Origin of the sequence: Rubrivirga marina, from assembly GCF_002283365.1 — a bacterium.
Classification (GTDB): domain Bacteria; phylum Bacteroidota; class Rhodothermia; order Rhodothermales; family Rubricoccaceae; genus Rubrivirga; species Rubrivirga marina.
In genome coordinates this window covers 1709515-1731881 of record NZ_MQWD01000001.1, presented here as the reverse complement: position 1 = coordinate 1731881, position 22367 = coordinate 1709515, and the positions used below count along the sequence as shown (strand labels likewise).

Annotated in this window: 21 protein-coding genes and 1 other RNA gene; 16 read left to right on the top strand and 6 right to left on the bottom strand. The window is 71.7% G+C overall.

Features of this window, described 5'->3' with window-relative positions; all coding sequences use genetic code 11:
• Positions 1-3: 3 nt before the first annotated feature.
• From BSZ37_RS07220 to BSZ37_RS07210, 3 genes are all read left to right on the top strand, one after another.
• On the top strand, positions 4-474 hold the full coding sequence (locus tag BSZ37_RS07220) for a GNAT family N-acetyltransferase (protein ID WP_179299512.1): 471 nt from the start codon (positions 4-6) through the stop codon (positions 472-474).
• A 140-nt stretch (positions 475-614) separates the two neighbouring features.
• Positions 615-2159, top strand: a complete 1545-nt coding sequence (locus tag BSZ37_RS07215; RefSeq protein ID WP_095509901.1) for a hydroxymethylglutaryl-CoA reductase — start codon at positions 615-617, stop codon at positions 2157-2159.
• A 281-nt stretch (positions 2160-2440) separates the two neighbouring features.
• Positions 2441-4534 (top strand): ABC1 kinase family protein, encoded by a 2094-nt coding sequence (locus BSZ37_RS07210; RefSeq protein ID WP_095509900.1) that lies wholly within the window; start codon positions 2441-2443, stop codon positions 4532-4534.
• A gap of 34 nt (positions 4535-4568) precedes the next feature.
• Here BSZ37_RS07210 and BSZ37_RS07205 read toward each other — a convergent pair whose 3' ends face one another.
• Positions 4569-5477: an SDR family oxidoreductase gene (locus tag BSZ37_RS07205; protein WP_095509899.1), complete on the bottom strand. Its 909-nt coding sequence runs from the start codon at positions 5475-5477 to the stop codon at positions 4569-4571.
• A gap of 159 nt (positions 5478-5636) precedes the next feature.
• Here BSZ37_RS07205 and BSZ37_RS07200 point away from each other — a divergent pair, with 159 nt between their 5' ends.
• The 3 genes from BSZ37_RS07200 to rpmE all read left to right on the top strand — a co-directional run bounded on the left by BSZ37_RS07200 (position 5637) and on the right by rpmE (position 8765).
• Positions 5637-8111, top strand: a complete 2475-nt coding sequence (locus BSZ37_RS07200) for a M14 metallopeptidase family protein (protein WP_095509898.1) — start codon at positions 5637-5639, stop codon at positions 8109-8111.
• Between the two features lie 21 nt (positions 8112-8132).
• A complete protein-coding gene (locus tag BSZ37_RS07195; protein WP_095509897.1) occupies positions 8133-8393 on the top strand; it encodes a hypothetical protein in 261 nt (86 codons plus the stop codon).
• A 96-nt stretch (positions 8394-8489) separates the two neighbouring features.
• A complete protein-coding gene (rpmE, locus tag BSZ37_RS07190; protein WP_095509896.1) occupies positions 8490-8765 on the top strand; it encodes a 50S ribosomal protein L31 in 276 nt (91 codons plus the stop codon).
• A 114-nt stretch (positions 8766-8879) separates the two neighbouring features.
• Here the strand turns inward: rpmE and BSZ37_RS07185 are convergent, their stop codons facing one another.
• Positions 8880-9914 (bottom strand): synaptic vesicle VAT-1 family membrane protein, encoded by a 1035-nt coding sequence (locus tag BSZ37_RS07185; protein ID WP_095509895.1) that lies wholly within the window; start codon positions 9912-9914, stop codon positions 8880-8882.
• Positions 9915-10045: 131 nt separating this feature from the next.
• Between BSZ37_RS07185 and BSZ37_RS07180 the strand changes: the two genes are divergently transcribed.
• The 7 genes from BSZ37_RS07180 (at position 10046) to BSZ37_RS07150 (ending at position 17072) form a co-directional block, all read left to right on the top strand.
• On the top strand, positions 10046-11413 hold the full coding sequence (locus BSZ37_RS07180) for a thymidine phosphorylase (protein WP_095509894.1): 1368 nt from the start codon (positions 10046-10048) through the stop codon (positions 11411-11413).
• A 177-nt stretch (positions 11414-11590) separates the two neighbouring features.
• Complete coding sequence (locus tag BSZ37_RS07175) at positions 11591-12361, top strand: PspA/IM30 family protein (RefSeq protein WP_095509893.1); 771 nt, start codon at positions 11591-11593, stop codon at positions 12359-12361.
• A 73-nt stretch (positions 12362-12434) separates the two neighbouring features.
• Complete coding sequence (locus BSZ37_RS07170) at positions 12435-12938, top strand: hypothetical protein (protein ID WP_095509892.1); 504 nt, start codon at positions 12435-12437, stop codon at positions 12936-12938.
• A gap of 69 nt (positions 12939-13007) precedes the next feature.
• Entirely contained in the window at positions 13008-13940 is a 933-nt protein-coding gene (locus BSZ37_RS07165) for a hypothetical protein (RefSeq protein ID WP_095509891.1), read from the top strand.
• Positions 13941-14063: 123 nt separating this feature from the next.
• On the top strand, positions 14064-14843 hold the full coding sequence (locus BSZ37_RS07160) for an enoyl-CoA hydratase/isomerase family protein (RefSeq protein WP_095509890.1): 780 nt from the start codon (positions 14064-14066) through the stop codon (positions 14841-14843).
• Between the two features lie 76 nt (positions 14844-14919).
• On the top strand, positions 14920-16179 hold the full coding sequence (locus BSZ37_RS07155) for a hemolysin family protein (protein ID WP_095509889.1): 1260 nt from the start codon (positions 14920-14922) through the stop codon (positions 16177-16179).
• Between the two features lie 143 nt (positions 16180-16322).
• Complete coding sequence (locus tag BSZ37_RS07150) at positions 16323-17072, top strand: type III pantothenate kinase (protein WP_179299511.1); 750 nt, start codon at positions 16323-16325, stop codon at positions 17070-17072.
• A 47-nt stretch (positions 17073-17119) separates the two neighbouring features.
• Here the strand turns inward: BSZ37_RS07150 and udk are convergent, their stop codons facing one another.
• From udk to BSZ37_RS07135, 3 genes are all read right to left on the bottom strand, one after another.
• Complete coding sequence (gene udk / locus BSZ37_RS07145; RefSeq protein WP_095509887.1) at positions 17120-17740, bottom strand: uridine kinase; 621 nt, start codon at positions 17738-17740, stop codon at positions 17120-17122.
• A gap of 73 nt (positions 17741-17813) precedes the next feature.
• Positions 17814-18728 (bottom strand): YaaA family protein, encoded by a 915-nt coding sequence (locus tag BSZ37_RS07140; protein ID WP_095509886.1) that lies wholly within the window; start codon positions 18726-18728, stop codon positions 17814-17816.
• 54 nt (positions 18729-18782) lie between these two features.
• The gene (locus tag BSZ37_RS07135) at positions 18783-19103 is read right to left on the bottom strand and encodes a YtxH domain-containing protein (RefSeq protein WP_095509885.1); all 321 of its coding nucleotides are present in this window, start codon (positions 19101-19103) and stop codon (positions 18783-18785) included.
• Positions 19104-19869: 766 nt separating this feature from the next.
• On the opposite strand from BSZ37_RS07135, the gene BSZ37_RS07130 reads away from it, so the two are divergent.
• The 3 genes from BSZ37_RS07130 to BSZ37_RS22780 all read left to right on the top strand — a co-directional run bounded on the left by BSZ37_RS07130 (position 19870) and on the right by BSZ37_RS22780 (position 21342).
• Positions 19870-20310 (top strand): hypothetical protein, encoded by a 441-nt coding sequence (locus tag BSZ37_RS07130; RefSeq protein ID WP_095509884.1) that lies wholly within the window; start codon positions 19870-19872, stop codon positions 20308-20310.
• A gap of 64 nt (positions 20311-20374) precedes the next feature.
• Positions 20375-20750, top strand: a transfer-messenger RNA (tmRNA) gene (gene ssrA / locus BSZ37_RS07125).
• On the top strand, positions 20749-21342 hold the full coding sequence (locus BSZ37_RS22780; protein ID WP_342761182.1) for a transposase: 594 nt from the start codon (positions 20749-20751) through the stop codon (positions 21340-21342). The genes ssrA and BSZ37_RS22780 overlap by 2 nt, the downstream gene beginning before the upstream one ends.
• Before the next feature lie 300 nt (positions 21343-21642).
• Here BSZ37_RS22780 and BSZ37_RS07115 read toward each other — a convergent pair whose 3' ends face one another.
• On the bottom strand, positions 21643-22323 hold the full coding sequence (locus BSZ37_RS07115; protein ID WP_095509883.1) for a hypothetical protein: 681 nt from the start codon (positions 22321-22323) through the stop codon (positions 21643-21645).
• Positions 22324-22367: the final 44 nt, after the last annotated feature.

Below are 22367 nucleotides of genomic sequence, written 5' to 3'. Positions count from 1 at the left end.
CCAATGCCCGCCGCCCGCCGCGTCCCCGCCGCCGTCGTCCGCCCGTTGCGGACCGAGGCCCTCCGCCCGACCTGGACCGACCGGCTGGCGACGTACGACCAGGACGAGACCGTGGCCGTCCACGTCGCCGCCTTCCGCGACGGCGCCGCCGAGCCCGACGGCGTCGGGACGGTCTACGCGGAGGCGCCGCCGGACGCGAACCGCGACGAGATCCCCGAGGCGGCCTACGCCGACGGCGCGAGTTGGCGCCTCCGCGGGATGGCGACGTCGGGCGCCGCGCGGGGGACCGGGCTCGGGCGCGCCGTGCTGGAGGAGTGCTTCGCCGTCGTCCGCGAGGGCGGCGGGCGGTTCCTGTGGTGCAACGCGCGCCTCGTGGCCGTCCCGTTCTACGAGCGCCTCGGGATGATGGCCGTCGGGCCCGAGTTCGACATCCCGGGCATCGGGCCCCATTTCGTGATGTGGCGAGAGGTGTGAGCGGGCCCGGACGCGCGCTCCGCCAGGAGGCGAGGCCGCCACGGCGCGGCCCCTCGCGCCAGGGCGGAGCGCGCCTCCCCGCTCGTTGAGACCCGGGAGCGCTTTCGGAGTACCATGGCCCTCCCTCCTCCCCGCGCCCGATGAAGATCCCCTCGCTCGTCCTCCGCCAGCTCTACACCAACGGGAGCCTCACGCCCACGGACGGGGGCCTCGCCTTCAGCCTCAAGAACCGGCTCACCGACGCCAAGCTGACCGGCCTCCAGAGCGTGTCCGTCGACGGGCGCGAGGTCTCGGCCGACCAGCTCTCGCTGTCGCTCGACGACGGGACGACCCTGCCGGCCTCGGAGGTCTCGTCGTCGAACCCGGTCGCGTTCCCGCTCCGGAAGGTGGTCACCGTGAACGTGCCCGGCGTGACGCCCGGGGAGGGCGTCCACGAGATCCGACTCCGGTTCGCCATCGAGGGGATGGGCGACCTGTCGTTCAAGGTCAAGGACTCGGTCCAGCCCGACCGCCCGAACCGCGTGACGGTCCCGCGCGACGCCCAGGACGACTACGCCGAGGCCGCCATCCACGAGCGCCAGGAGTTCGTGGAGGCGTACACCGGCAAGGCGTTCGAGCACGTCAAGTCGTACTCGTTCGACCCGCACGTGGCGGCCGGCAACGTCGAGAGCTTCATCGGCGTGGCCCAGGTCCCGATCGGCGTGGCCGGGCCGCTGAAGGTGAACGGGGAGCACGCGCAGGGCGAGTTCCTCGTGCCGCTCGCGACGGCCGAGGGAACGCTGGTCGCGAGCTACAACCGCGGGATGAAGGTGCTCAACCTGTCGGGCGGCGTGAAGTGCACGGTCTCCGATGACGCGATGCAGCGGGCGCCCGTCTTCATCTTCGAGGACGCCCGCGCGGCCCGCGACTTCCGCGGCTGGCTCGACGAGAACTTCGCCGAGATCGCGGCCCAGGCCGAGTCCACGACGTCGATCGGCAAGCTCCAGTACATCGACACGTACCTCTCGAACCACTTCGCCTTCTGCCGCTTCAACTTCTCGACGGGCGACGCGGCCGGGCAGAACATGGTCGGGCGGGCCACCTTCGCCGCGTGCTCCTGGATCCTGGAGCGGAACGACACCATCCGGCGGTTCTTCCTCGAGTCGAACTTCGCGACCGACAAGAAGGCCTCGATGGTCAACATCATGAAGACACGCGGCAAGCGGGTCACGGCCGAGTGCCTCATCAAGGGCGACGTGCTCCGCGAGGTCATGCGCGTCGAGCCGAAGGGGCTGGCCTACCACTGGGGCGTCGCGGCCGGCGTCGGGAGCGTGCTCTCGGGCGCCAACAACAACGGGCTCCACTCGCCCAACGGCATCACGGCCATGTTCATCGCGACCGGCCAGGACGTCGCGAACGTCTCCGAGTCGTCGGCGGCCATCCTCTACGCCGAGCACACGGACGACGACGACCTCATGCTGTCGATCACGATCCCCAGCCTCATCGTGGCGACGTACGGCGGCGGGACCGGCCTCGCCACGCAGCGCGAGTGCCTGGAGATGCTCGGGTGCTACGGCCGCGACAAGGTCCGGAAGCTGGCCGAGATCATCGCCGGCGTCGTGCTGGCCGGTGAGATCAGCCTGGCCTCGGCGATCTCGGCCAACGACTGGGTGTCGAGCCACGAGAAGTTCGGCCGGAACCGCTAGGTCGGCGTCGCCAACCGCTGGCCCCCGACTCCGCCCGCCTCGGCGCCGAGGCGGGCGGGCTCGGCGTCCCCGCCCGGTCGTCCTGAGCGAAGGCGCGCAGCGGCGGAGGGAAGGATCTCGTCGGACTCACGCGTTCCGCTGACGACGAGCGGACCGCCAGCGGACGCGAGATCCTTCGCTCCGCTCAGGATGACAGTGAGACGGGCCGAGCGATCCCTAGACGCTCGCGCCTACCGCCCCCCTCAAGGGAGCCCGCGGCGCGGCCGATGGTACCATGTGCCATGCCGCCCTCCGACCGCGACCGCAGCGAGCCGGTCCCTGCCTCCGAGGCCGGGCCGGTCCACCCGCCCGACGACGCCGTCGGCGCGGGCGCGGCGCCCTTCGAGGGCGACGGGGCACCGGCGGACGACGACGCGCCCGCGGAGTATCGGGAGCGCGACGAGCCGTCGATCACGGAGGCGGAGCACGAGACGGCCGAGGAGGGCGACGCCCGCCCGGCCGGCCCCGCGGGCGAGTCGCCCAGCGCCGCGCTCCACGCCGAGGCCGCGCCCGGCCCCGTCCGCGCCGACCCGACGGACCCGCCGCCGCGCGCGCACCGAGCCGAGAGCGAGCAGGCCGTCGCCGCCGACCTCCGGCGCCTCGCCCGCCTCCGCCGCCGCCACGGCACGCACGACGTGCCGGCCCTCGACCCCGGCACCGAGGTCGCCCGGCAGGCCGGGTTCGAGGTCATGGACGTCGGCGAGCCGCCGTCGCTCGTCCGGCGCTACTTCACGACGCTCCGCCACGCGACCGGCCTCGTGTATGGGAGCGCCGTGGCCGTGGCCCGCGACCGGGAGCAGTTTGCGTTCGTCAAGGGCTTCCCGCTGTTCCTCATCAAGCTGGCGGCGTTCTTCGTCAAGCCGCTCGTCCGCCGCGACATCCGCGGGCTGCCGATCGAGAAACAGCTCCGCCGCCGCCTCGAGCTCCTCGGGCCGACCTACATCAAGCTCGGGCAGGTGCTGGCGCTCCGCGAGGACCTCCTGCCGCCGTTCATCACGGAGGAGTTGAAGAACCTCCTGGATCGGCTCCCGGTGATGCCGTTCCCGGAGTACCTCGACCGTGTGGCGAAGGGGCTCGGGCGGCCGGTCGACGAGATGTTCAGCTACATCGACCCGAAGCCGCTCGGGAGCGCGTCGATCGGCCAGATCCACGCGGCGACGACGGTCGACGGCGACGACGTCATCCTGAAGGTCGTCAAGCCGCACATCTACGTCATCCTCAAGCGGGACTCGCGGCTGCTCGGCTTTTTCGGGTCGTTCCTCCAGGTGTTCTTCAGCCGCTACCAGCCGAAGAAGGTCCTCGACGAGTTCGCCGAGTACACGCTCCGGGAGGTCGACCTGCGGCGGGAGGCCGACAACGCGGAGCAGATGGCGATCAACTTCGCCGACCAGCCCGACATCCGGTTCCCGACGATCTACCGGGAGTACTCGAGCCGGCTCGTCTTGACGATGGAGCGGTTCCGCGGCATCCGGCCGGACACGCCCGCCAGCCGCGCGTTGCCGCTCGAGGCCCGCGAGAAGCTCGTCGACCTCGGCGCGCTCACGATCATCCGGATGCTCTACCAGGACGGCTTCTTCCACGCCGACCTCCACCCGGGTAACATGTTCGTGCTCGACGCCGAGCCCGACGCCGAGGGCCGCGTCGACCCGAAGGTCGGGTTCATCGACCTCGGGATGGTCGGCTACTTCGACGGCGACCTCCGGCGGACGCTCCTCTACTACTACTTCTCGCTCGTGACCGGCGACGCCGAGAACGCCGCGCGCTACCTCGCGTCGGTGTCGCAGGCGGGCAAGAAGGCCGACCCGCGCGGCTTCCAGCGGGCCGTCGCGGAGCTGTGTCGCCGGTTCTACCGGGCGCAGAAGTACGGCGAGGTCAACGTCGGCCAGCTCATCATGGAGTCGGTGGGGCTGGCGGGCCAGTACCGGATGTACTTCCCGGTCGAGCTCGTGCTCATGACGAAGGCGCTCGTGACGTTCGAGGGCGTCGGCCAGACGCTCCTGCCGGGGTTCGACGTGGCCGAGGTGAGTCGGAAGCACGTCAACAAGCTGTTCCTGCACCAGTTCAACCCGGCGGCGCTCCTGAAGGAGAGCCTCCGCGGCGCGCCGGAATTGGTCGACCTCATCGTCAAGAGCCCGACGCTGATGGCCGAGGGCATCCGCTTTCTGGAGTCGCGGATCCGGAGCCCCGACGCGTCGCCGCTGGCGGGCCTCCGGACGGCGCTCCTCTCGGGCGCGAGCCTCGTGTCCGGCGTGATCGCGGTCACGACCGGCGGCCCGTGGTTCCTGTGGGCCCCGCTGTTCGCGCTCGCGGCCGGCTTCGCCCTCAAGCGCAGCTAGCCCCGCCTCGGCGCCGAGGCGGGGCCAGTCGCCGTTACATCGTCGGGTCGCCGCCGGTCACGCCGACGATCTCGCCGGTGATGTAGCCCGACTCCTGCGTGGCGAGGAACACGTAGGTCGACGCGATCTCGGCCGGCTGGCCCGGACGCCCGAGCGGGACCTGCTTCCCGAACTCCTCGATCTTGTCTTGAGGCTGCCCGCCGGAGGGCTGGAGCGGCGTCCAGAACGGGCCCGGTGCGACGCCGTTGACGCGGACGCCGTCCTCGGCGAGCTGTTTCGCGAGCGCCTTCGTGAAGCCGATGATGGCGTACTTCGTCGAGGCGTAGTCGAGGAGGTTCGCCGATGGCTTGTAGCCCTGGATCGAGGTCGTCGTGATGATCGCCGAGCCGGGCTCGAGGTGCGGGACGGCCGCCTTGGCCAACCAGAACATGGCGTAGACGTTGGTCTTGTAGGTCTGGTCGAACTGCTCCGTCGTGATGTCGCGGATCGACTCCTGCGACGTCTGTTTCCCGGCGTTGATGACGAGCACGTCGAGCCCGCCGAGCGCCTCGCGGGCGTCGTCGATGAGCGTCGTGCAGAACGCCTCGTCGGTGAGGTCGCCCGGGAGGAGGTGGAGCGTGCCGCCCTCTCCCTCGATGAGGTCCTTCAGCGATTCGGCGTCCGGGCTCTCCACGTCGAGGTAGTTGATGGCGACGGCCGCGCCCTCGCGGGCGTAGGCGATGGCCGCCGCGCGGCCAATCCCGGAGTCGCCGCCGGTGATGAGCGCCCGGCGGCCCTCCATCCGGCCGAAGCCGCGGTAGCTCTCCTCGCCGTGGTCCGGCACGGGGTCCATCTTCGTAGTGAGCCCCGGCGCGTCCTGGGGCTGACGCGGGAAGGGCGGCCGCGGGTACTGCGTCCGCGGGTCCTGCATCGTGTACTGGTTGGGCGTCTGGGCGTCCGACATGGAATGGAGGGGAGGGGTGGAAGAGGGGATGTCGTCAACGCCCCTCCCCTGCCCCGGGGTTGTCCTGAGTTCACGTCCCACTCCCTCTCCCTCGGCGTCGAGGCGGGCGAAGAGAGGGCACGGACGCCGGTAGCTTCGAGCTCGCCCGTCGCCCCGCCCATGCCCCGTCGTCTCCCCTTCCTGCTCGCGCTCCTCGCCGTCGCCGCCTCGGCGCAGGTCCCCACCCCGGAGGGCTTCCTCGGCTACGCCCTCGGCGAGCGGTTCACGCCGCACCACCGCGTGGTGGACTACGTCGAGGCCGTCGCCGAGGCGAGCCCGCTCGTCACGCTGACGCCGTATGGCGAGACGGTCGAGGGCCGGCCGCTCCTCGTGGCCGTCGTCGCCGAGAGCCCGGAAGCCGCGGAGTCCACGCGCCGGAGCCAGATCGGCGCCACGCGCGGCGAGGGCGTGCCCGAAAAAGCCGTCGTCTGGCTGAGCTACAACGTCCACGGCGACGAGGCCGTGAGCACCGAGGCCGCCCTGCGGACGCTCTACCGCCTCACACAGCCCGAGTCGCGCGCGCTCCTCGGCGACGTCGTCGTGATCCTCGACCCGTGCCTGAACCCCGACGGCCGCGAGCGCTACGTACACGGCTACCGCCAGCGGTACGGGGCCGAGCCGAACGCCGACCCCGACGCCCGCGAGCACGAGCAGCCGTGGCCCGGCGGGCGGTTCAACCACTACCTCTTCGACCTGAACCGCGACTGGGCCTGGGGCACGCAGCCCGAGACGCGCGCCCGCCTCGCGCTCTACCGCCAGTGGATGCCCGCCGTCCACGTCGACTTCCACGAGCAGGGCGTCGAGAGCCCGTACTACTTCGCGCCGGCCGCCGAGCCGTTCCACCCGCGCATCACGCCGTGGCAGCGCGAGCTCCAGACGCGGATCGGCCGGGCCAACGCCGAGGTGTTCGACCGCGAGGGCTGGCTCTACTTCACCCGCGAGGTGTTCGACCTGTTCTACCCCGCCTACGGCGACACATGGCCCTCGTTCAACGGGGCCGTGGGGATGACGTACGAGCAGGGCGGCAGCGGCCGGGCCGGCCTCGCGATCCGAACCGCCGAGGGCGACACGCTGACGCTGGCGGACCGGATCGACCACCACGTGGCGACCGGGATCGAGACCGTGCGGACGGTCGCCCGCGACGCCGCCGAGGTCCGCCGCCAGTTCGCGGCCGGCTTCGAAGCGGCGCCAGAAGGCGCCCCGACCTACGTCGCGCAGGGCGACCCCGCCCGCCTCGACGCGCTCGCCGACCTCCTCGACCTCCAGGGCATCGCCTACGGCTGGGCGCGCGGCGACCAGAGCGTCCGCGGCGTCCGCTACGGTGGAGGCCTCGGCGCGCCGACCGAGGCGGAGCGGGTCGCGGTGGAATCCGGCGCGCTCGTCGTCTCGACGGATCAGCCGGCTGGCCGGCTGGCGGCCGTCCTGTTCGAGCCGAACCCGGCCCTCGCCGACTCCGTGACGTACGACGCGACGGCGTGGGCGCTGCCCTACGTCTACGGCGTCGAAGGCGTCGCGGCCGAGGCCGCCGTGGCGACCGGCGGCCCAGCCCCCCCGGAGCCGGCCCTCCCGACCGGACGGCCGTATGCCTACGTCGCCGGGTGGAGCGCGCCGGGCGACGCGCGGCTACTGGCGCGGCTGCTCCGCGAGGGCGTCGGCGTCCGCGTCGTGCCGGAGCCGTTCGAGGCGAACGGTCAGACGTTCGGGCGCGGGACGCTCGTAGTCACGCGGGCCGGCAACAGCCGCCTCGGCGACCGGTTCGACGAGGTCGTGCGACGCGCCGCCGCGGAGACCGGCCGGCCGCTGGCCGCGCTCGCCAGCGGGTTCGCCGAGGCCGGCCCAGACCTTGGATCCAACCAGGTCGGCTTCGTCCGCCGCCCGAAGGTGGCCGTCCTCGCGGATTCCCCCGTCTCGCCGACGGCGCTCGGCGAGGTCTGGCACTGGCTCGACGCCGTCGTCGCGTACCCCGCGACGCTCCTCACCGCCGAGGAGGTCTCGGCGTCCGACCTCGACGGCGTCGAGGTGCTCGTGATGCCCGACGGCGGCTACGGGGCGTGGCTGACGACCGACCGCGCCGACGTGCTCCGCCAGTGGGTGCGGGCCGGCGGCCGGCTGGTCGCGATGGAACGGGGGGCGACGGCGCTCGCGGGCCTCGATGGGTTCGGCCTCGACACGCGCGACGCGCCCGACGCCGACTCGACCGCCGAGGCCCGCCTCCGACGCTACGCCGAGCGCGACCGCCAGAGCGCCTCCGGCGACGTGCCCGGCGCCGTCTACCGCGTCGCCCTCGACAACTCGCACCCGCTCGCCTTCGGCTACCCCGACTGGACGTACGTCCTCAAGCGCCGCGTCGCCCCGTCCGACTTTTTCGAGCCCGGCGACGGGTGGAACGTGGGCGTCGTTCGCTCTGGCGCGCCGGCGGCCGGGTTCGCCGGCGCCGAGGCCCAGGGCCGGCTGGAGGACTCGCTCGTGTTCGGGGTCGAGGAGATCGGCAGCGGGTCGGTGGTGTACCTGCTCGACTCTCCCCTCTTCCGCGGCTTCTGGGCCGACGGCCAGCTCCTGTTCGCGAACGCCGTCTTCGGGATGGAAGCGTTTTAGACGCTCGCGCGTATGCCCCCCATGACCGACGACTCCCCCCCCCGCACGACCAGCGGCACGGCCCTCGCCGCGCTCGGCGTTCTCGCACTCGTGGGCTACGGGGCCCTCGGCGCCTCGCCCGAGTCGCCCGGCCTCCCGACGGCCCAGCTCGTGCTGGCGGCGCTCCTCGTCGTGACCGGCATCGCGATCCGAGAGGGCCGGGGGCCGCGCTGGATCGACTTCGCGGCCGGGGCGCTCGTCGGCGCCCTCGCCCTCGACCTCCTCAACCGGTTCCTCGCCTAGGCGCCCGCGCGAAGACCGGAGGAACACGCGCCCGCCCCCTTGGGCCACCCCGAGGGCTCCGCTACCTTCCGTGTCTGCCCAGAGGCCCCGATTCCGATGCAGAACGACATCCACCCCGACTACCCCTTCGTCACCGTCACGCTTGCGGACGGCACCGAGTTCACGACGCGCTCGACGATGGGAAGCGACTACAAATCCGAGGTCGACTCGTCGAACCACCCGTTCTATACGGGCAAGAAGACGATGGTCGACACGGCCGGCCGCGTTGAGAAGTTCATGCGGCGCTACGGCAAGTCCAACGCAAAGCAGGCCGCGGCGAGCCAGGAGGAAGACGCGAAGGCCGAGGCCGAAGCGGCCAACGCCGAGGGCTAACCGCCCCTCCGCACCGATCCCCCCGAGGCGGGCGGCCCCAGGCTGCCCGCCTCGATCTGTTTGTGGGCGCCCCGGCGAGCGATCGGTGCGCCGGGACGCCCCTGCGATCCCGCCCTACGGACGGAGCAAGACCTTCCCGCGGTTCTTCCGCTCCTCGAGATAGCGGTGCGCCTCCGCCGCCTCGTCGAACGAGAACACGCGGTCGACGTGGGGGCGGACCTTCCCGGCCTCGGCATACGCGAGGAGGGAGCGGGCCCAGCCGGCGACGCGGTCGCGGGCGGTCCACAGGTGACCGAGGTTGACGCCGAGCACGCCGTGGTTCGCGTTCATGAGCGCGAACGGGCTCGTCCGGACCCACGGCACCTTCAGGGCCATCCGCGCGAGCGCGAGCCGGCCACCGCCCGCCACCGACGACACGCCGTAGACGACGAGGCGGCCCGCCGGCGCGAGCGCGTCGAGGCTCCGCCCCCAGTGCGCCCCGCCGATCGGGTCGAGCACGAGGTCGACGCCCTCACCGTCGGTCAGGTCCCTCACTTCCGCCACGAAGTCCCTGTGTCGGTAGTCGATCGCGTGGTGGTAGCCCCGCTCACGGACGTAGCCGTGCTTGGACGGCGAGGCCGTCCCGAACAGCTCGACGCCGTAGATCGTCCCGAGGTCGCCGCAGGCCGTCCCGACGCCGCCCGACGCGCCGTGGACGAGGACCCGCATCCGCTGCCCGCCCAGCTCCCGCGCGTGGCGGACGCTCCCCATCACGACCATCATCTGGTACGCCGTGAGGTAGTTGACCGGGATGGCCGCGCCGTCCTCCGCGCTCATCCCCACCGGACGTTGGAACACCGCGGCCGCGGGCGCGACGACATGCGACGAATAGCCCCCGAACCGCGTCAGAGCGACCACGGGGTCGCCCTCCTCAAGTCCCTTCACGCCGTCGCCGAGGCGGGCGACCGTGCCGGCCACCTCGTAGCCGACGACGGCCGGCAGGTCGGGCGCGTCTGGATACAGCCCCTGCCGCGCGAGGACGTCGGCGAAGTTGACCCCGGCCGCCTCGACGGCGACGAGGACCTCGCCGGGGCCAGGCGTGGGATCGGGCGCCTCGCGGACCTCGAGGACGTCGGGGGCTCCGGTGCGGGGGATCCAGACCTGGCGCATGGCGAAAGGAGGTGGGAGAACGCTGCGCGGGGTGAACGGGACGGGCACGCCTCGTACCCTGTGCCCTCCCCCACACCCCGCGAACGCCTCACCCCGTGGCGCGTTCGGACCCGCCCGCAACGCCTCTGCCCGTGCCCGACCTCAACGTCGTCCGCCTGATCACCCGAAAGCGCGACGGCGGCGAGCTCGCCGCCGACGACATCGAAGCTCTCGTCGCCGCCTATACCGCCGGCGACGTGCCCGACTACCAGATGGCGGCGTTCCTCATGGCCGCCTTCCTCCGCGGGCTCAGCGACGACGAGACGGTCGCGCTCACGCGGGCCATGCTCCACAGCGGGACCGTCCTCGACCTCAGCGACGTGCCCGGCGTCAAGGTCGACAAGCACTCGACGGGCGGCGTCGGCGACAAGGTGTCGCTGATCCTCGCGCCGATGGTCGCGGCCTGCCAAGTCCCCGTCCCGATGATCTCGGGCCGCGGGCTCGGGCACACCGGCGGGACGCTCGACAAGCTGGAGGCGATCCCCGGCTTCGACGTCGGCCTCAGCATCGAGCGGTACCGCGAGGTGCTCGGCGAGGTCGGCGCCGTGCTCATCGGGCAGACGGGCGAGATCGCCCCGGCCGACAAGCTCCTCTACGCGCTCCGCGATGTGACCGGCACCGTCGAGTCGATCCCGCTCATCGCCGCGAGCATCCTGTCGAAAAAGCTGGCCGAGGGCATCGACGCGCTCGTGCTCGACGTGAAGGCCGGGCGGGGGGCGTTCATGAAGGACCAGACGCGGGCCCGCCAGCTCGCCGAGACGCTCGTCCGCGTCGGGCGCGGCTTCGGCACGCCAACGGTGGCGCTGCTCACTCAGATGGACGTCCCGCTGGGCCGGGCGATTGGGAACGGGCCCGAGACGGCCGAGGCCGTCCGGATCCTGAAGGAGGAGACGCCGGCCGGCGGGCCGTGCGACGACGTGATCGAGGTGACGCTCGCGCTCGCGGGCGAGATGCTCCACCTCGGCGGGGCCTCGGAGACCCCCGAGGCCGGGCGCGGTCTGGCCGCCGCCGCCCTCCGCGACGGCTGGTCGTTCGGCGTCCTCCAAGAGATCGTCGAGGCCCAGGGCGGCGACGTCGACGCGCTCGACGACCCCGACTCGCTCATGGGCGAGCCCGTCGCGACCGTCACCGCCGACGAATCCGGCTTCGTGACCGACATCGACCCGCTCGCGCTCGGCTACGCCGCCGTCGACCTCGGCGCCGGCCGGGCCAAGAAGGAGGACGACGTGGACCCGAAGGCCGGGTTCGTCCTCCACAAAAAGCCTGGGGAGCCCGTCGAGGCCGGCGAAACGATCGCCCAGATCTACGCCTCCGACCCCGACCGCGCCGACACCGAGGCGGTCCGGGCCGCGTTCACCATCGGCGCCGCCCCGCCGGCCCCGCGCCCGCTCCTCCTCGACCGCTTCGACGGGACGGGATGGGGTGGGGGCACGGGAGAGGAGCACGAGGGAACGGGCTGATTGGCTGCTCTGACGCCAACGCTCGACGAGCACCCTCTGCCAGCCTCCGCGTCTCACGTTCCCCATGTCCCGCGAGCGAAACGAGCGGACAACCATTTTCCCGCACCGCCGTACGACACGAGCCCGCGACGCACCCCGTAGTTTCCCGCGTCCGCTCTCACCCGACCCGACTGCCCCATGTGGAAGCGATTCTCCCGTCTCATCAAGTCTCTCTTTGGGGGGGCCATCTCCGCGATGGAGGACCCCCGCCTGATCCTCGAGCAGAACATGCGCGAGTTGAACGATCAGGTCCCGAAGATGAACGAGAACATCGCGACGGTGAAGGCCAACGTGATGCTGCTTCAGAAGGAGCACCGGAAGTACACCACCGAGCAGACCTCGCTCACGTCGAAGATCAAGGCCGCCATCCAGGCCGGCCGTGACGACATCGCCCAGCGCTACGCCGTCCAACTCCAGGGCGTCAAGGAGGCCCAGGCGCGGACGGGCGAGCAGCTCCAGTTCGCCGAGCAGGCCTACGACAAGGCGCTCCAGGTCAAGAAGGCCTTCATGCGCGAGCGCGAGAAGAAGATCGGCGAGGCCAAGGAGGCCCTCCGCGCGCACGAGCGGGCCAAGTGGCAGGCCAAGATCGCCGACACGCTCGAGCAGTTCGAGGTCGCCGGCGTCGACTCGACGCACGACGAGATGGTCCGCCGCGTCAACGAGCAGTCGGCCAAGAACGAGGCGCGGATGGAGATGGCGCTCGACTCGATCGACACGGAGGCCATGCAGATCGAGGAGGACGCCCAGGAGCTCCAGGCGGCCGAGCTCGTGAAGCAGTTCAAGCTCGAGATGGGGATGTCGGAGCCGCCGGCCCGGGAGGCCGCGCCCGCCCCACAGCTCCAGATCCCCGACGAGCCCGCCGCCTCGGAGGAGGCCCCCGCCGAGCGCGACCGGACGCGAACGGAATAGACGAGGGGCGAGGGGTGGAGCCATGCGGGATGTTCTCGCGTCCCATCCCTCCGTCCCACATCCCGCACCCCTCATGGACAAGGAAGAATTCGAACGGATCAAGGCCGAGGAGAAGGCGCACCTCCGCCAGCTCCGCCAGCTCAAGCAGACCCACCGCGGCGCCCAGCGCATGGCGTCGTCCGCCGAGGCGCTCCGGAACATGCGGAACGAGGCGCTCGAGAGCGAGACGGACGCCATGACCGACAAGCTCCTCCGGGACGCGGCCCACGCCGAGGCCCGCTTCGAGCTGGCGACGGAGGGCTACGCGCCCCAGACCGGCAACGCCGAGGAGGTCGACCGCGAGGACCTGGCGAAGGCCGAGGCCGAAGCGCTCGTCCGCCAGATGAAGGCGGCGATGGGCGGCGGGTCGCCGTCGATCGAGGAGGCCGCCCAGAACGCCGCCGACCCGAGTGCGCCCGCCTCGGCGACGACGCCGGGCTCCGCGAAGACCATCGGCCGGCCGCCGCCGCCCGAGGACGAGCCCTCCGCCGATCCCGACCAGGGCGCCAAGACCATCGGCCGAAGCCGTGACTCGTAGCGTGGTTCGTGATGCGTGACCGCCCGTAGCGACGTTCACCACGCGTCACCCTTCCCTCCGCCCCCCACCATGCCCGACGAGTCGATCAACTTCACGAAGGAGGCCTTCATGAGCCCGGTGAACCTGGGCTTCCTGATCCTCGCGCTCGTGATCGCCCTCCTCACGGGCGGCGTCACGGCCAACGTGCTCCTCGTGTTCGCGGCGGCCGCCGAGCTCCTGTACCTCGGCACGCTCCCGCGCAACGAGCGCTACAAGCGGGCCGTCCGCGCGCGGAAGGTCGACGAGCGGCGGAAGCAGCCCCGCGACCGCGAGGTGTTCCGGACGCTGGCGAAGGACGACCAGAAGCGGTACGTCCGTTTCCGGAACATGGAGAAGGCGATCAAGGACAACTACGCCAAGCTCCCGTATTCCAGCCAGGGCCTCCTCGACGCCCACCTCAAGAAGCTCGACGGGCTCCTCGACGCCCACCTCAACCTCCTCCAGCTCAAGGAGCGCTACGTCCAGTTCGCCAAGCGGACCGGCGAGAACGACATCGTCCGCGCCATCACGGCGCTCCAGAACGAGATGCAGGGCGACCCACCGCGCGTCCGCGCCATCAAGCAGCGGCGGCTGACGATCCTCGAGAAGCGGCTCGACCGGTTCAAGAAGGCCGGGGAGAACCTCGCCATCATCGAGGCCCAGCTCGAGACCATCGAGGACGTCACGCGCTACGTCTACGAGCAGAGCCTCACGATGCAGAACCCGGAGGAAGTCTCGTTCCAGCTCGACACGCTCATGAGCGAGGTCGAGGAGACGCAGCACTCGATGGAGGTCCTCGACGAGACGCTCGGAATGGGCTCGCTCACGGAGCTCGACTTCGAGGCCTTCGAGGCGTCGTCGGCCGGTGAGATGGGCAAGATCGAGGAGCGGATCGACGCCGGCCTCCTCGACGACCTCGACGACGTCCTGGGCGACGCCGAGGAGACCGAGGCCGCCGCCCGCCGCCGCCAGCGCGAGGGGTAGCGGCTCGCTCCGCTCGCGGGGACTGGGCCATTGGGGAACGGGGAACGGGCAGACCCTCACGTGTACCTCCGAAGCTGGCGAGCGAGCCCGTCCTTTCCCACTTCCTAGTTCCCATCCCCCATCATGGAGTTCCAGACCCTCCGCGCCGAGACCGACGCCGACGGCGTCCTCACGATCACGCTCGACCGGCCCGACGCGCTCAACGCCCTCAGCCAGCAGCTCGTGGCCGAGTTGTCGAAGGCGCTCCGCCTCGCACGCCAGCCCGACGTCCGCGGCGTCGTCATCACCGGCGCGGGCGAGAAGGCGTTCGCGGCCGGCGCCGACATCTCGGAGTTCGCGGGCATGGAACCGCTCGACGCCCACCGGTTCGCGGCCCGCGGGCAGGCCGTGTTCAACTCCATTGAGGGCCTGCCGAAGCCGGTCGTCGCGGCCGTCAACGGGTTCGCGCTCGGCGGCGGGTGCGAGCTGGCGATGGCCTGCCACCTCCGCGTGGCCGCCGAGGCGGCCCAGTTCGGGCAGCCGGAGGTCCAGCTCGGCCTCATCGCCGGCTTCGGCGGGACGCAGCGGCTGCCGCGGCTCGTCGGCCACGGCGTCGCGGCGGAGATGCTCCTGACCGGCGCGCGGATCTCGGCACAGCGGGCCTACGAGGTCGGCCTCGTCAACCGCGTGGTCCCGGCCGACCAGCTCCTCGAGACGGCCCGCGAGTTCGTCCTCACGATCGCGTCGAAGGCCCCGGTCGCCGTGGCGATGACGCTCCAGGCCCTCCGTGCGGCCGACCTCCCGCTTCCCCAGGGGCTCCAGCAGGAGGCTGCCCTCTTCGCCCAGTGCGCCGCGACGGAGGACTTCGCCGAGGGCGTCATGGCGTTCCTCAACCGCGAGACGCCCGACTTCCAGGGCCGCTGAGGTCAGGGCGCAGCCTGCCCCTGCCGGCCGGACGCTCCAAACGTAGACTCTGCCCGCTCCTCGCCCTGTCGCCTCCTTGACGGTCTTCCTCCTCATCCTGCTGATGCTCGCCCTGAGCGCGTTCTTCTCCGGATCGGAGATCGCGTTCGTGACGGCGAACCGGCTCAAGACCGAGGCCCGCGCGCGGCAGGCCGGGTGGGTCGGCGGCGTGGTGCAGGAGTTCATGGCCGACCCCGGCACGTTCCTCACGACGACCCTCGTGGGCAACAACGTCGCGCTCGTGGTCTACTCGACGCTCATGAGCCTGGCCCTGGAGCCGCCGCTCGCCGCGTTCTTCGGCGGGACGCTCGGGATCGCAGACCCGACCGCCTGGGTCCTCATCACACAGACTGTGATCGCCGCGCTCGTCGTCCTCGTGGTCGGCGAGGTCCTCCCGAAGTCGCTGCTCCGCCAGCCGCCGGTCCGCGTGCTGTTCGTGCTAGCGGGGCCGCTCAAGCTGACGTACCGGCTCTTCTGGGTCCTCATCAAGGCCGCCGGGTGGGTCAGCGGGCTGCTCGTCAAGGCCGTCGGGGGCGAGGGCGACACGGTGCAGCAGTTCCTCCAGCGTGACTTCGAGCTCGTCATCCGCGAGAGCCGCGAGACGGGGACGCTCGACCTCGACGAGGAGGAGTCGGAGATCCTGTCGAACGTGTTCGAGCTCCGGAGCCTACGCGTCAAGGACTCGATGATCCCCCGCACCGAGATCAAAGGCGTCGAGGAGGGCGCCTCCATCGAGGAGGTCCGGAAGACGTTCATCGAGACCGGCTTCAGCCGGCTGCCGGTCTACCGCGAGAACGTCGACAAGATCGTCGGCGTGGTCCTGGCGCACGACCTGTTCCACGCGCCGGAGTCGCTGGGCTCGATCCTCCGCCCGGCCCGCGTGGTCCCCGAGTCGAAGCCGGCGCGCGACCTCCTGTTCGACTTCCTCCAGGGCGGTACGACGCTCGCCGTCGCCGTCGACGAGTACGGCGGGACGGCCGGGATCGTGACGCTCGAAGACCTCCTGGAGGAGTTGTTCGGCGACATCCGCGACGAGCACGACCCCGTCGCGGCGCCCATCCGCCGGATCGACGACCGGACCGTCGTGGTCCACGGCCGGGTCGAGATCGCCGACCTCTCCGACGAGGCCGGCATCGACCTTGGGGACGGCGACTACGACACGGTGGCCGGCTTCGTGCTCGCCCGGCTGGGCTCCGTCCCGGCCGAGCACGAGACGTTCGACCACGAGGACTACCGCTTCACGGTCACGAAAGCGACCCCGAACCGGATCGACGCGGTCCGGATCGAGAGACTGTAGCTCGCTGCGCTCACGGACATGAGAACGGGGAGCCGACGGGCCAGCGAAGCCAACGGGGGACTGGCAGAGACGGATCGGCGGCGGCGCTCCATCCAGGTGGCACGACGCGAGTGAATCCCGTGTCTGCCAGTCCCCAGCTCCCATTGCCCCCCCCCGCCTTCCTCGCCCTCGACGCCGGCAACTCGTCCGTCAAGGCGGCCGTGTGGAACGGCGCGTGGGGCGAAACCGTGCGTTTCCCGGCCGACGACGCGCCCGCCGAGGTCTGGGCGGCCCGCCTCGGGAGCGTCGCGGGACGGGCCGAGGCGGGCGGGATCGCGTCGGTCGTGCCGGACCTGACCCCTGTTCTGGCGGAGGCCGTCGAGCGGCTCACGGGCACGGCGCCCGTCGTCGTGTCGGTGGACCTTCCCCTCCCCTTCCGCCTCGCCTACGCGACGCCGCGGACGCTCGGGACCGACCGGTTGGCCGCGGCCGTCGGCGCGCACGCGCTCGCGGAGGGCCGGGCGGTCATCGCGCTCGACGCCGGGTCGGCGATCACGACGGAGGTCGTCACGAGTGAGCCGGCCTACCTCGGCGGCGCCATCCTGCCCGGCCCCGACCTCCTCCGTCGCTCGCTCGCCCGCGACACCCGTCAGCTCCCCGACGTGCCATGGCCGGACGTGCCGAGGCCCATCGGGGACTCGACCGTCTCGGCCATTCAGGCCGGACTCGGCGCGCTCGTGCTCGACGGCGTGGCCGGCCTCCTCCGCCGGACCCGCGACGCGCTCGGCGGCAACGCGCTCGTCCTCGCGACCGGTGGATGGGGCGTGTGGCTCGCCGAGCGGCTCCCCGAGGTGGACCGGGTCGAGCCCTACCTCGTCCACGACGGCATCCGGCGGCTCGCGGCTCGCCGCTAACCCCGCCCAACTCGGTGCCGAGGCCGTGGGACTCCCGGCTGGTGCCGCTAGCGGTCGAGGTCGATGAGCGACTGGACGCGCGCGAGGACCATGTCGATGGCGACCTGGTTCTGGCCGCCGCGCGGGATGATCACGTCGGCGTGCCGCTTCGAGGGCTCGACGAACTCGAGGTGCATCGGTCGGACCGTCCGCCGGTACTGCTCGAGGACGGACTCGACGGACCGGCCGCGCTCGTGGAGGTCGCGCTCCATCCGCCGCATGAGCCGGACGTCGGCCGCGGCGTCGACGAACAGCTTGACGTCCATCCGCTCGCGGAGCGCCGGCTCGGCGAGCACGAGGATGCCCTCGACGAGGACGACGGGCCGGGGCTGGATGGTCTCCGTCTCCTGGCGCCGGCTGTGCGTCTCGAATGAGTACGTCGGTTTCTCGATCGTCTCACCGGCCAGCAGCCGGTCGAGGTGCTCGACCATGAGCGCGGTCTCGAGCGCGTCCGGGTGGTCGAAGTTGAACCGCGCACGCTGCTCCGGCGGCAGGTGGTCGAGCGGCCGGTAGTACGCGTCGTGGTCGAGGAGCGCGATCCGACGCGTCCCGAACCGTTCCATCACACGCCGCTGGACGGTCGTCTTGCCCGAGCCGGAGCCTCCAGCGATCCCGATGACGACGGACATGGTGGGAGAGGCAATGGGGATGGGGCACGGGGCTGGGAGCGAGAACACTCTCCCATTCCCGACGCCTCACGTCCTAATCGTCGTCGTCCTCTTCACGGGCTCTCTTGGCCGCAGCGGCCTCCGCCTCGGCCTCGGCGCGGGCCTTCCGGCGAGCTGCGCGGCGCTTCTCCCACCCCGGGCTCGTAACCATCACGACGGTCCCCCCGCCGTTCTCGTTGATCTCCGACGCGTCGGGGTCGACCTCGTACCCGTCGGGGGCCTCCCAGTCGTCCAGCGCCTCGACCGAGTCGGCCGTCTCGTTGACGATGTGGGCGACGAGCGCGCCGCGGAGTTCCTTGACCCCGTGCGACACGGCCGCCCGCTCGCCGTCCTCATCCTCCTTGTAGAACTTCACCCGGATCATCCGGGCGTAGGTCTCGGCGTCGTCCCAGGCCGTCTCATGGACGCCGGAGAGCAAGTTCCAGACGGCGTGGCCCGCGACGAGCGTGTTGAGCGCGTCCGAGAGCGGCTCCCGCCAGTAGGCCGAGGCCTTCCCGATGCCCTCGACCTTGGCGTCCATCTTGAGCCGGTAGTCCGGGATGAGGTCGTCCGGCCGAAGGAGCCCGAAAAGACCCGAGAAGATGACGCCGTTCTCGAGAAGGCGCCGCTGCGAGCCCGTCGGGAGCCCGGCGAAGTCCATCGAGGCGTACATCACCCCCGGCCCGTACCGGTCGACAGCCGCCATGAGCGGGCTCCGGTAGATCTGGAGGTTGGCCTCGACGGCCTCCTCGAGCGCGTCCCCCTTGATGCCGAAGAGCTGCTGGAGCTCGTCCTCGTCGGCCCCCTTGATTTGGGCCTGGAGCGCGTCAATAAGCGCGCGGCGTTCGGGGTTGAGCTGGTTGAAGTAGTTGAACGTGTTCGACGAGCGGTAGTCGAACATGTCGGGGGCCAGCGGGTTGCCCCCGGGCTCCTTGCCCTCCGCGCTCGGGAGGAGAATCGTAAAACGCACGTGTGCCGGTGGCGGAGAGGTCGCGCGAGGCGCGCGAAGACAGAGAGGGGTGAGTCAGGCGCCGTCGCCAGACCGCCCGAGGCGGGCCTGGCTGATGAGGGCGTCGGCCTCGGAGAGGAGCGACTCGGCCTGCTGGCGCGCGTCGGCGATGAGGGCGTCGGCGCGGGCGCGGGCGTCGGACGGGACGCCGGCCCCGTCGAGCCGGTCGACCACGGCGGCGAGGTCGCCGGCCCAGCGGTCGAGGAGGTAGGCCGCACGGCGGCGGAGTTGGCGGCCCTCGTCGGGCGCCAGCAAAAGGCCGACGGTCACGCCGGCGGCGCCGCCGACGAGGAACCCGAAGATGGAGGCGCGGATGGCGCGGCTACGCTGGCTCATGAGAGGGCTGGGGGGACCAGGGCGATGGGCTGGGTAAAGATAACGGCCTCACCCCGCCGACTCGTTCCGGTCGAACCCGAAACAGGCCGCCCCCATTCCGGGAGCGGCCTGGAACCGGAAAACCGCGACGGGATCCGGGAAGAGAGGCGGCCATCGGCCACCCGAGGCCGACCTAGCGGCCCTTCTTCTTGTGGCGGTTCTTGCGAAGCCGCTTCTTCCGCTTGTGGGTCGCGATCTTGTGGCGCTTGCGCTTGCGTCCGCAGGGCATAGAGGCCTAAGGTTGAGTGAGTAGGTCGTTCGGGCCGTAGAGAGCAAAGGTAGGGCCGCCTGCCAACTCTCTCAACCCGATGCGGGGTTCTGACCGAGGCTTCACGCGCCCGTGCCTCCGCCCGTGTCCCTAAGCGCCTGATCCTCTTACCTAGTGCAGTCCTCTGCGAGCGGAGCGGGGCCCGCAACCAGAGAGCGTACCGGATTGGCGACAGCCTCGTCCACTGGGATGGACGGCCAATCCGGGTGGGGGTCGAACCGGGTCCACGGGGCACCTCGGAGGCCACGCTTTCCGAACGGACGGGCGCTTGGCACGGCCCTTGTCAGAAGATCCAGCACGTCCCAAGCGGCACGCGATGCCGGGGACGTGACAGAGCGATACCTAGTGCGCACCGCGGCTTCGGCCCGCGCACGCCGGGCGGACACGTACGGGTGAGCGTGTCCGCCCGGCTTTTTTTGTCCCTCGCGCTGGCAGAACGGTGGTGCTAGTCTGCTCGTCATGGTCCGCGTTCTCGTCCTGCTCTCGGTCCTGGCCCTCACGGCCTGCGCCCCGCGCCTCAGCCCGCCCTATCGGGACTACGAGGTGCGCGCAGAGCCGAGTGACGTGACGACGCTTCTGCAGGAGGCCGCCTCGGACGCCGGCTGGGCGCTGGCGGAGTCGCTCGACCCCGCTGTGGTCACGACGGCACCGAGGCAGGTGGCCTCTGGCCTCGGCTCGCGGACGGATGCGGTGCTCGACCTCGTCCCGCTCGACGGCGGGTTCGTCCGGGTCTACGTCCGCGCCGAGAAGCGGTCCTGGCTGGGCGGGCGAACGAAGGTCTACGCCCTCGACGGAGACCTCCGCCGATCGGTCCTCGGCCCCTTGTCGACGGCCCTCTCAGAACGGGGCCTCGTCCCCCTCGGGACGCCGCGCGACCGAGATGAAGACGCGACGGAGTAGGCACGCCGTCGAGTGTGCGTACGTTGTGGACTGCCCGGCGCGCCCTGCGAGCCGGCTGTTCTTTGGGGATGACACGGTTTCGACGAGAGGCTCGTGCGGCAGGCCGCGCGCCGGGTGGTGTCCGATACGCCCGTGACACCCATCGGAACGCAATTGTAGCTGCGAACGACTACTCCTACTCGCTGGCCGCGTAATACACGCCGCTAGCTGTTCTGTACACCGGACGCTCACTATCGACGTACAGAGCACCGACTAGAGTGAGCTGGTCCCGAAGGCTCCGGCTGAGCCCGACGGACGAGAGCTAATCAGCCTGCGCTCCACCGGAAGCCCGTCAGCGGGCCCTGCCAGCGGAGCAAAGACCTCAAAGCGCTGACTACGCGCGTAGACGCCTGGACTGTAGCGCCTTTCGGACCCGGGTTCGACTCCCGGCATCTCCACATGAAAACAGATGAGTCCCCGCCCTGTGTTCGACAGGGCGGGGACTCATCTGTTTTCATGTGGAGATGCCGAGACCGCGCCCCCCACGACGGCGTGGCGCTGGCTCGGCCGCTTCGACGTGGGAGCAGGCCTCGCGGGCGTCCCTCCCCTCGCTCAACGCCGACGCGAAGCTCCGCTGGGCCCACGCATGGCCGTGCGTGCAGGCGTCCCTGGACGGCACGTTCGTCCCGGCCGGGCGGGCGTCCGCCCCGCCCAGGGGGCGCCTGCGTCGGGCTGACTCGGAAGGGGAAGGGGACGAAGCTGATGCTCGTGGCCGACGGCGACGGCATGCCGATCGGGCTCCTTGTCGAGAGCGCGCAGGTAGCTGAGGTTCGGCTGGCAGAGCCGACGCTGGCGACCGTCCGCGTGGCCCGGCCGAGGGGGCGCCCCCGGACGAGGCCCGGCCGGCCCACGTGCGACCGGGCCTACTACAGCGGCGCGTCCCGGCGCCGCCTCCGCAAGCGCGGGAGCCGGGCGTGCATCCCGGCCCAGCGCCGGCCGGCCCACTACCGCCCGAAGAGGGGCCGCCCCGTTGTGACCGACCGGACGGCGTAGCGGGAGCGGTGGCGGGTCGACCGGACGTCCGCGTGGCTCCTGAGCTACCGGCGGTCGTCGTCCGGTGTGACCGGCTCGTCGGGGTCTACCGGGGCCTCGGGCTCTTCGCGCGGGCGCTGATCGGCCTCAGCCGACCTCTGCAATTACCTCTAGGTCGTCCGCGTGGTCCTCCCCGTTCTCGACCCTCCGGCGCGGCCCGAAACGCCCTCCGTCTCGATCACGACGTCTGCGTCCCGGGCGTACGAACCGCGGCGGTCCCTGGAACGAGAGCCGCTCGCGGCGTGACCCCGCCCCAGAGGCTCAGCTCTCCGGCTGGGGCCGGACGCGAGTGGTGTCCGCGGCGAGGGCGTCGGCGCGGCGGTCGAGGGCCAGGACGCCGTCGGTGATCGACTGGCGGAACGGCGGGAACTGGGCCGCGGAGGTGTCGGGGTAGGCGCCGAGGCGGGCGCTCAGGCGCTCCCGGTCGGCCGCGAGCGAGTCGACGGCGCGGAGTTGGCGGCCCGTCGTGTCGGCCGTGGCCGCGGCGCGGAGCGCGGCGAGCCGGGCGTCGAGGTCGCCGAGGCCGCGGACGGCGGCGGCGCGGAGCGCGTCGTAGGTCGGGGCGGCGTCGTAACGAGCGCGGCGGACAGCCTCGGCGAGGCGCTCGGTCTGGGCGCGCACGGACGTCCGGACCGAGTCGAACTGGACGGGCGGGACCGGCCGGAGGCTGTCGATGCGGACCTGGAGCCGGCGGCGGTCGGCCCGGAGCCGGTCGAGGACGGGCGCGTACGCGGCCTGCGCCACGGAGTCGGCCGCGGCGGCCTCGGCCTCGAGGCGGGCGAGGTCGGCGTCGAGCCCGAGCGTCTCCTGGAACACCTCGGCCCGGAACCGCTCGACGTCGGCCTCGGGGACCGCGACCGTCGTTGCCGGGTCGGCGGGCTCGTCGTCACAGGCCGCGAGGGCGAGGGCCGCGAGGAGGGGGAAGAGGAGAAGCGTGCGCACGGGGGGCGAGGCGGATACGGAGCGCGGGCGGCCAGACACCAGCG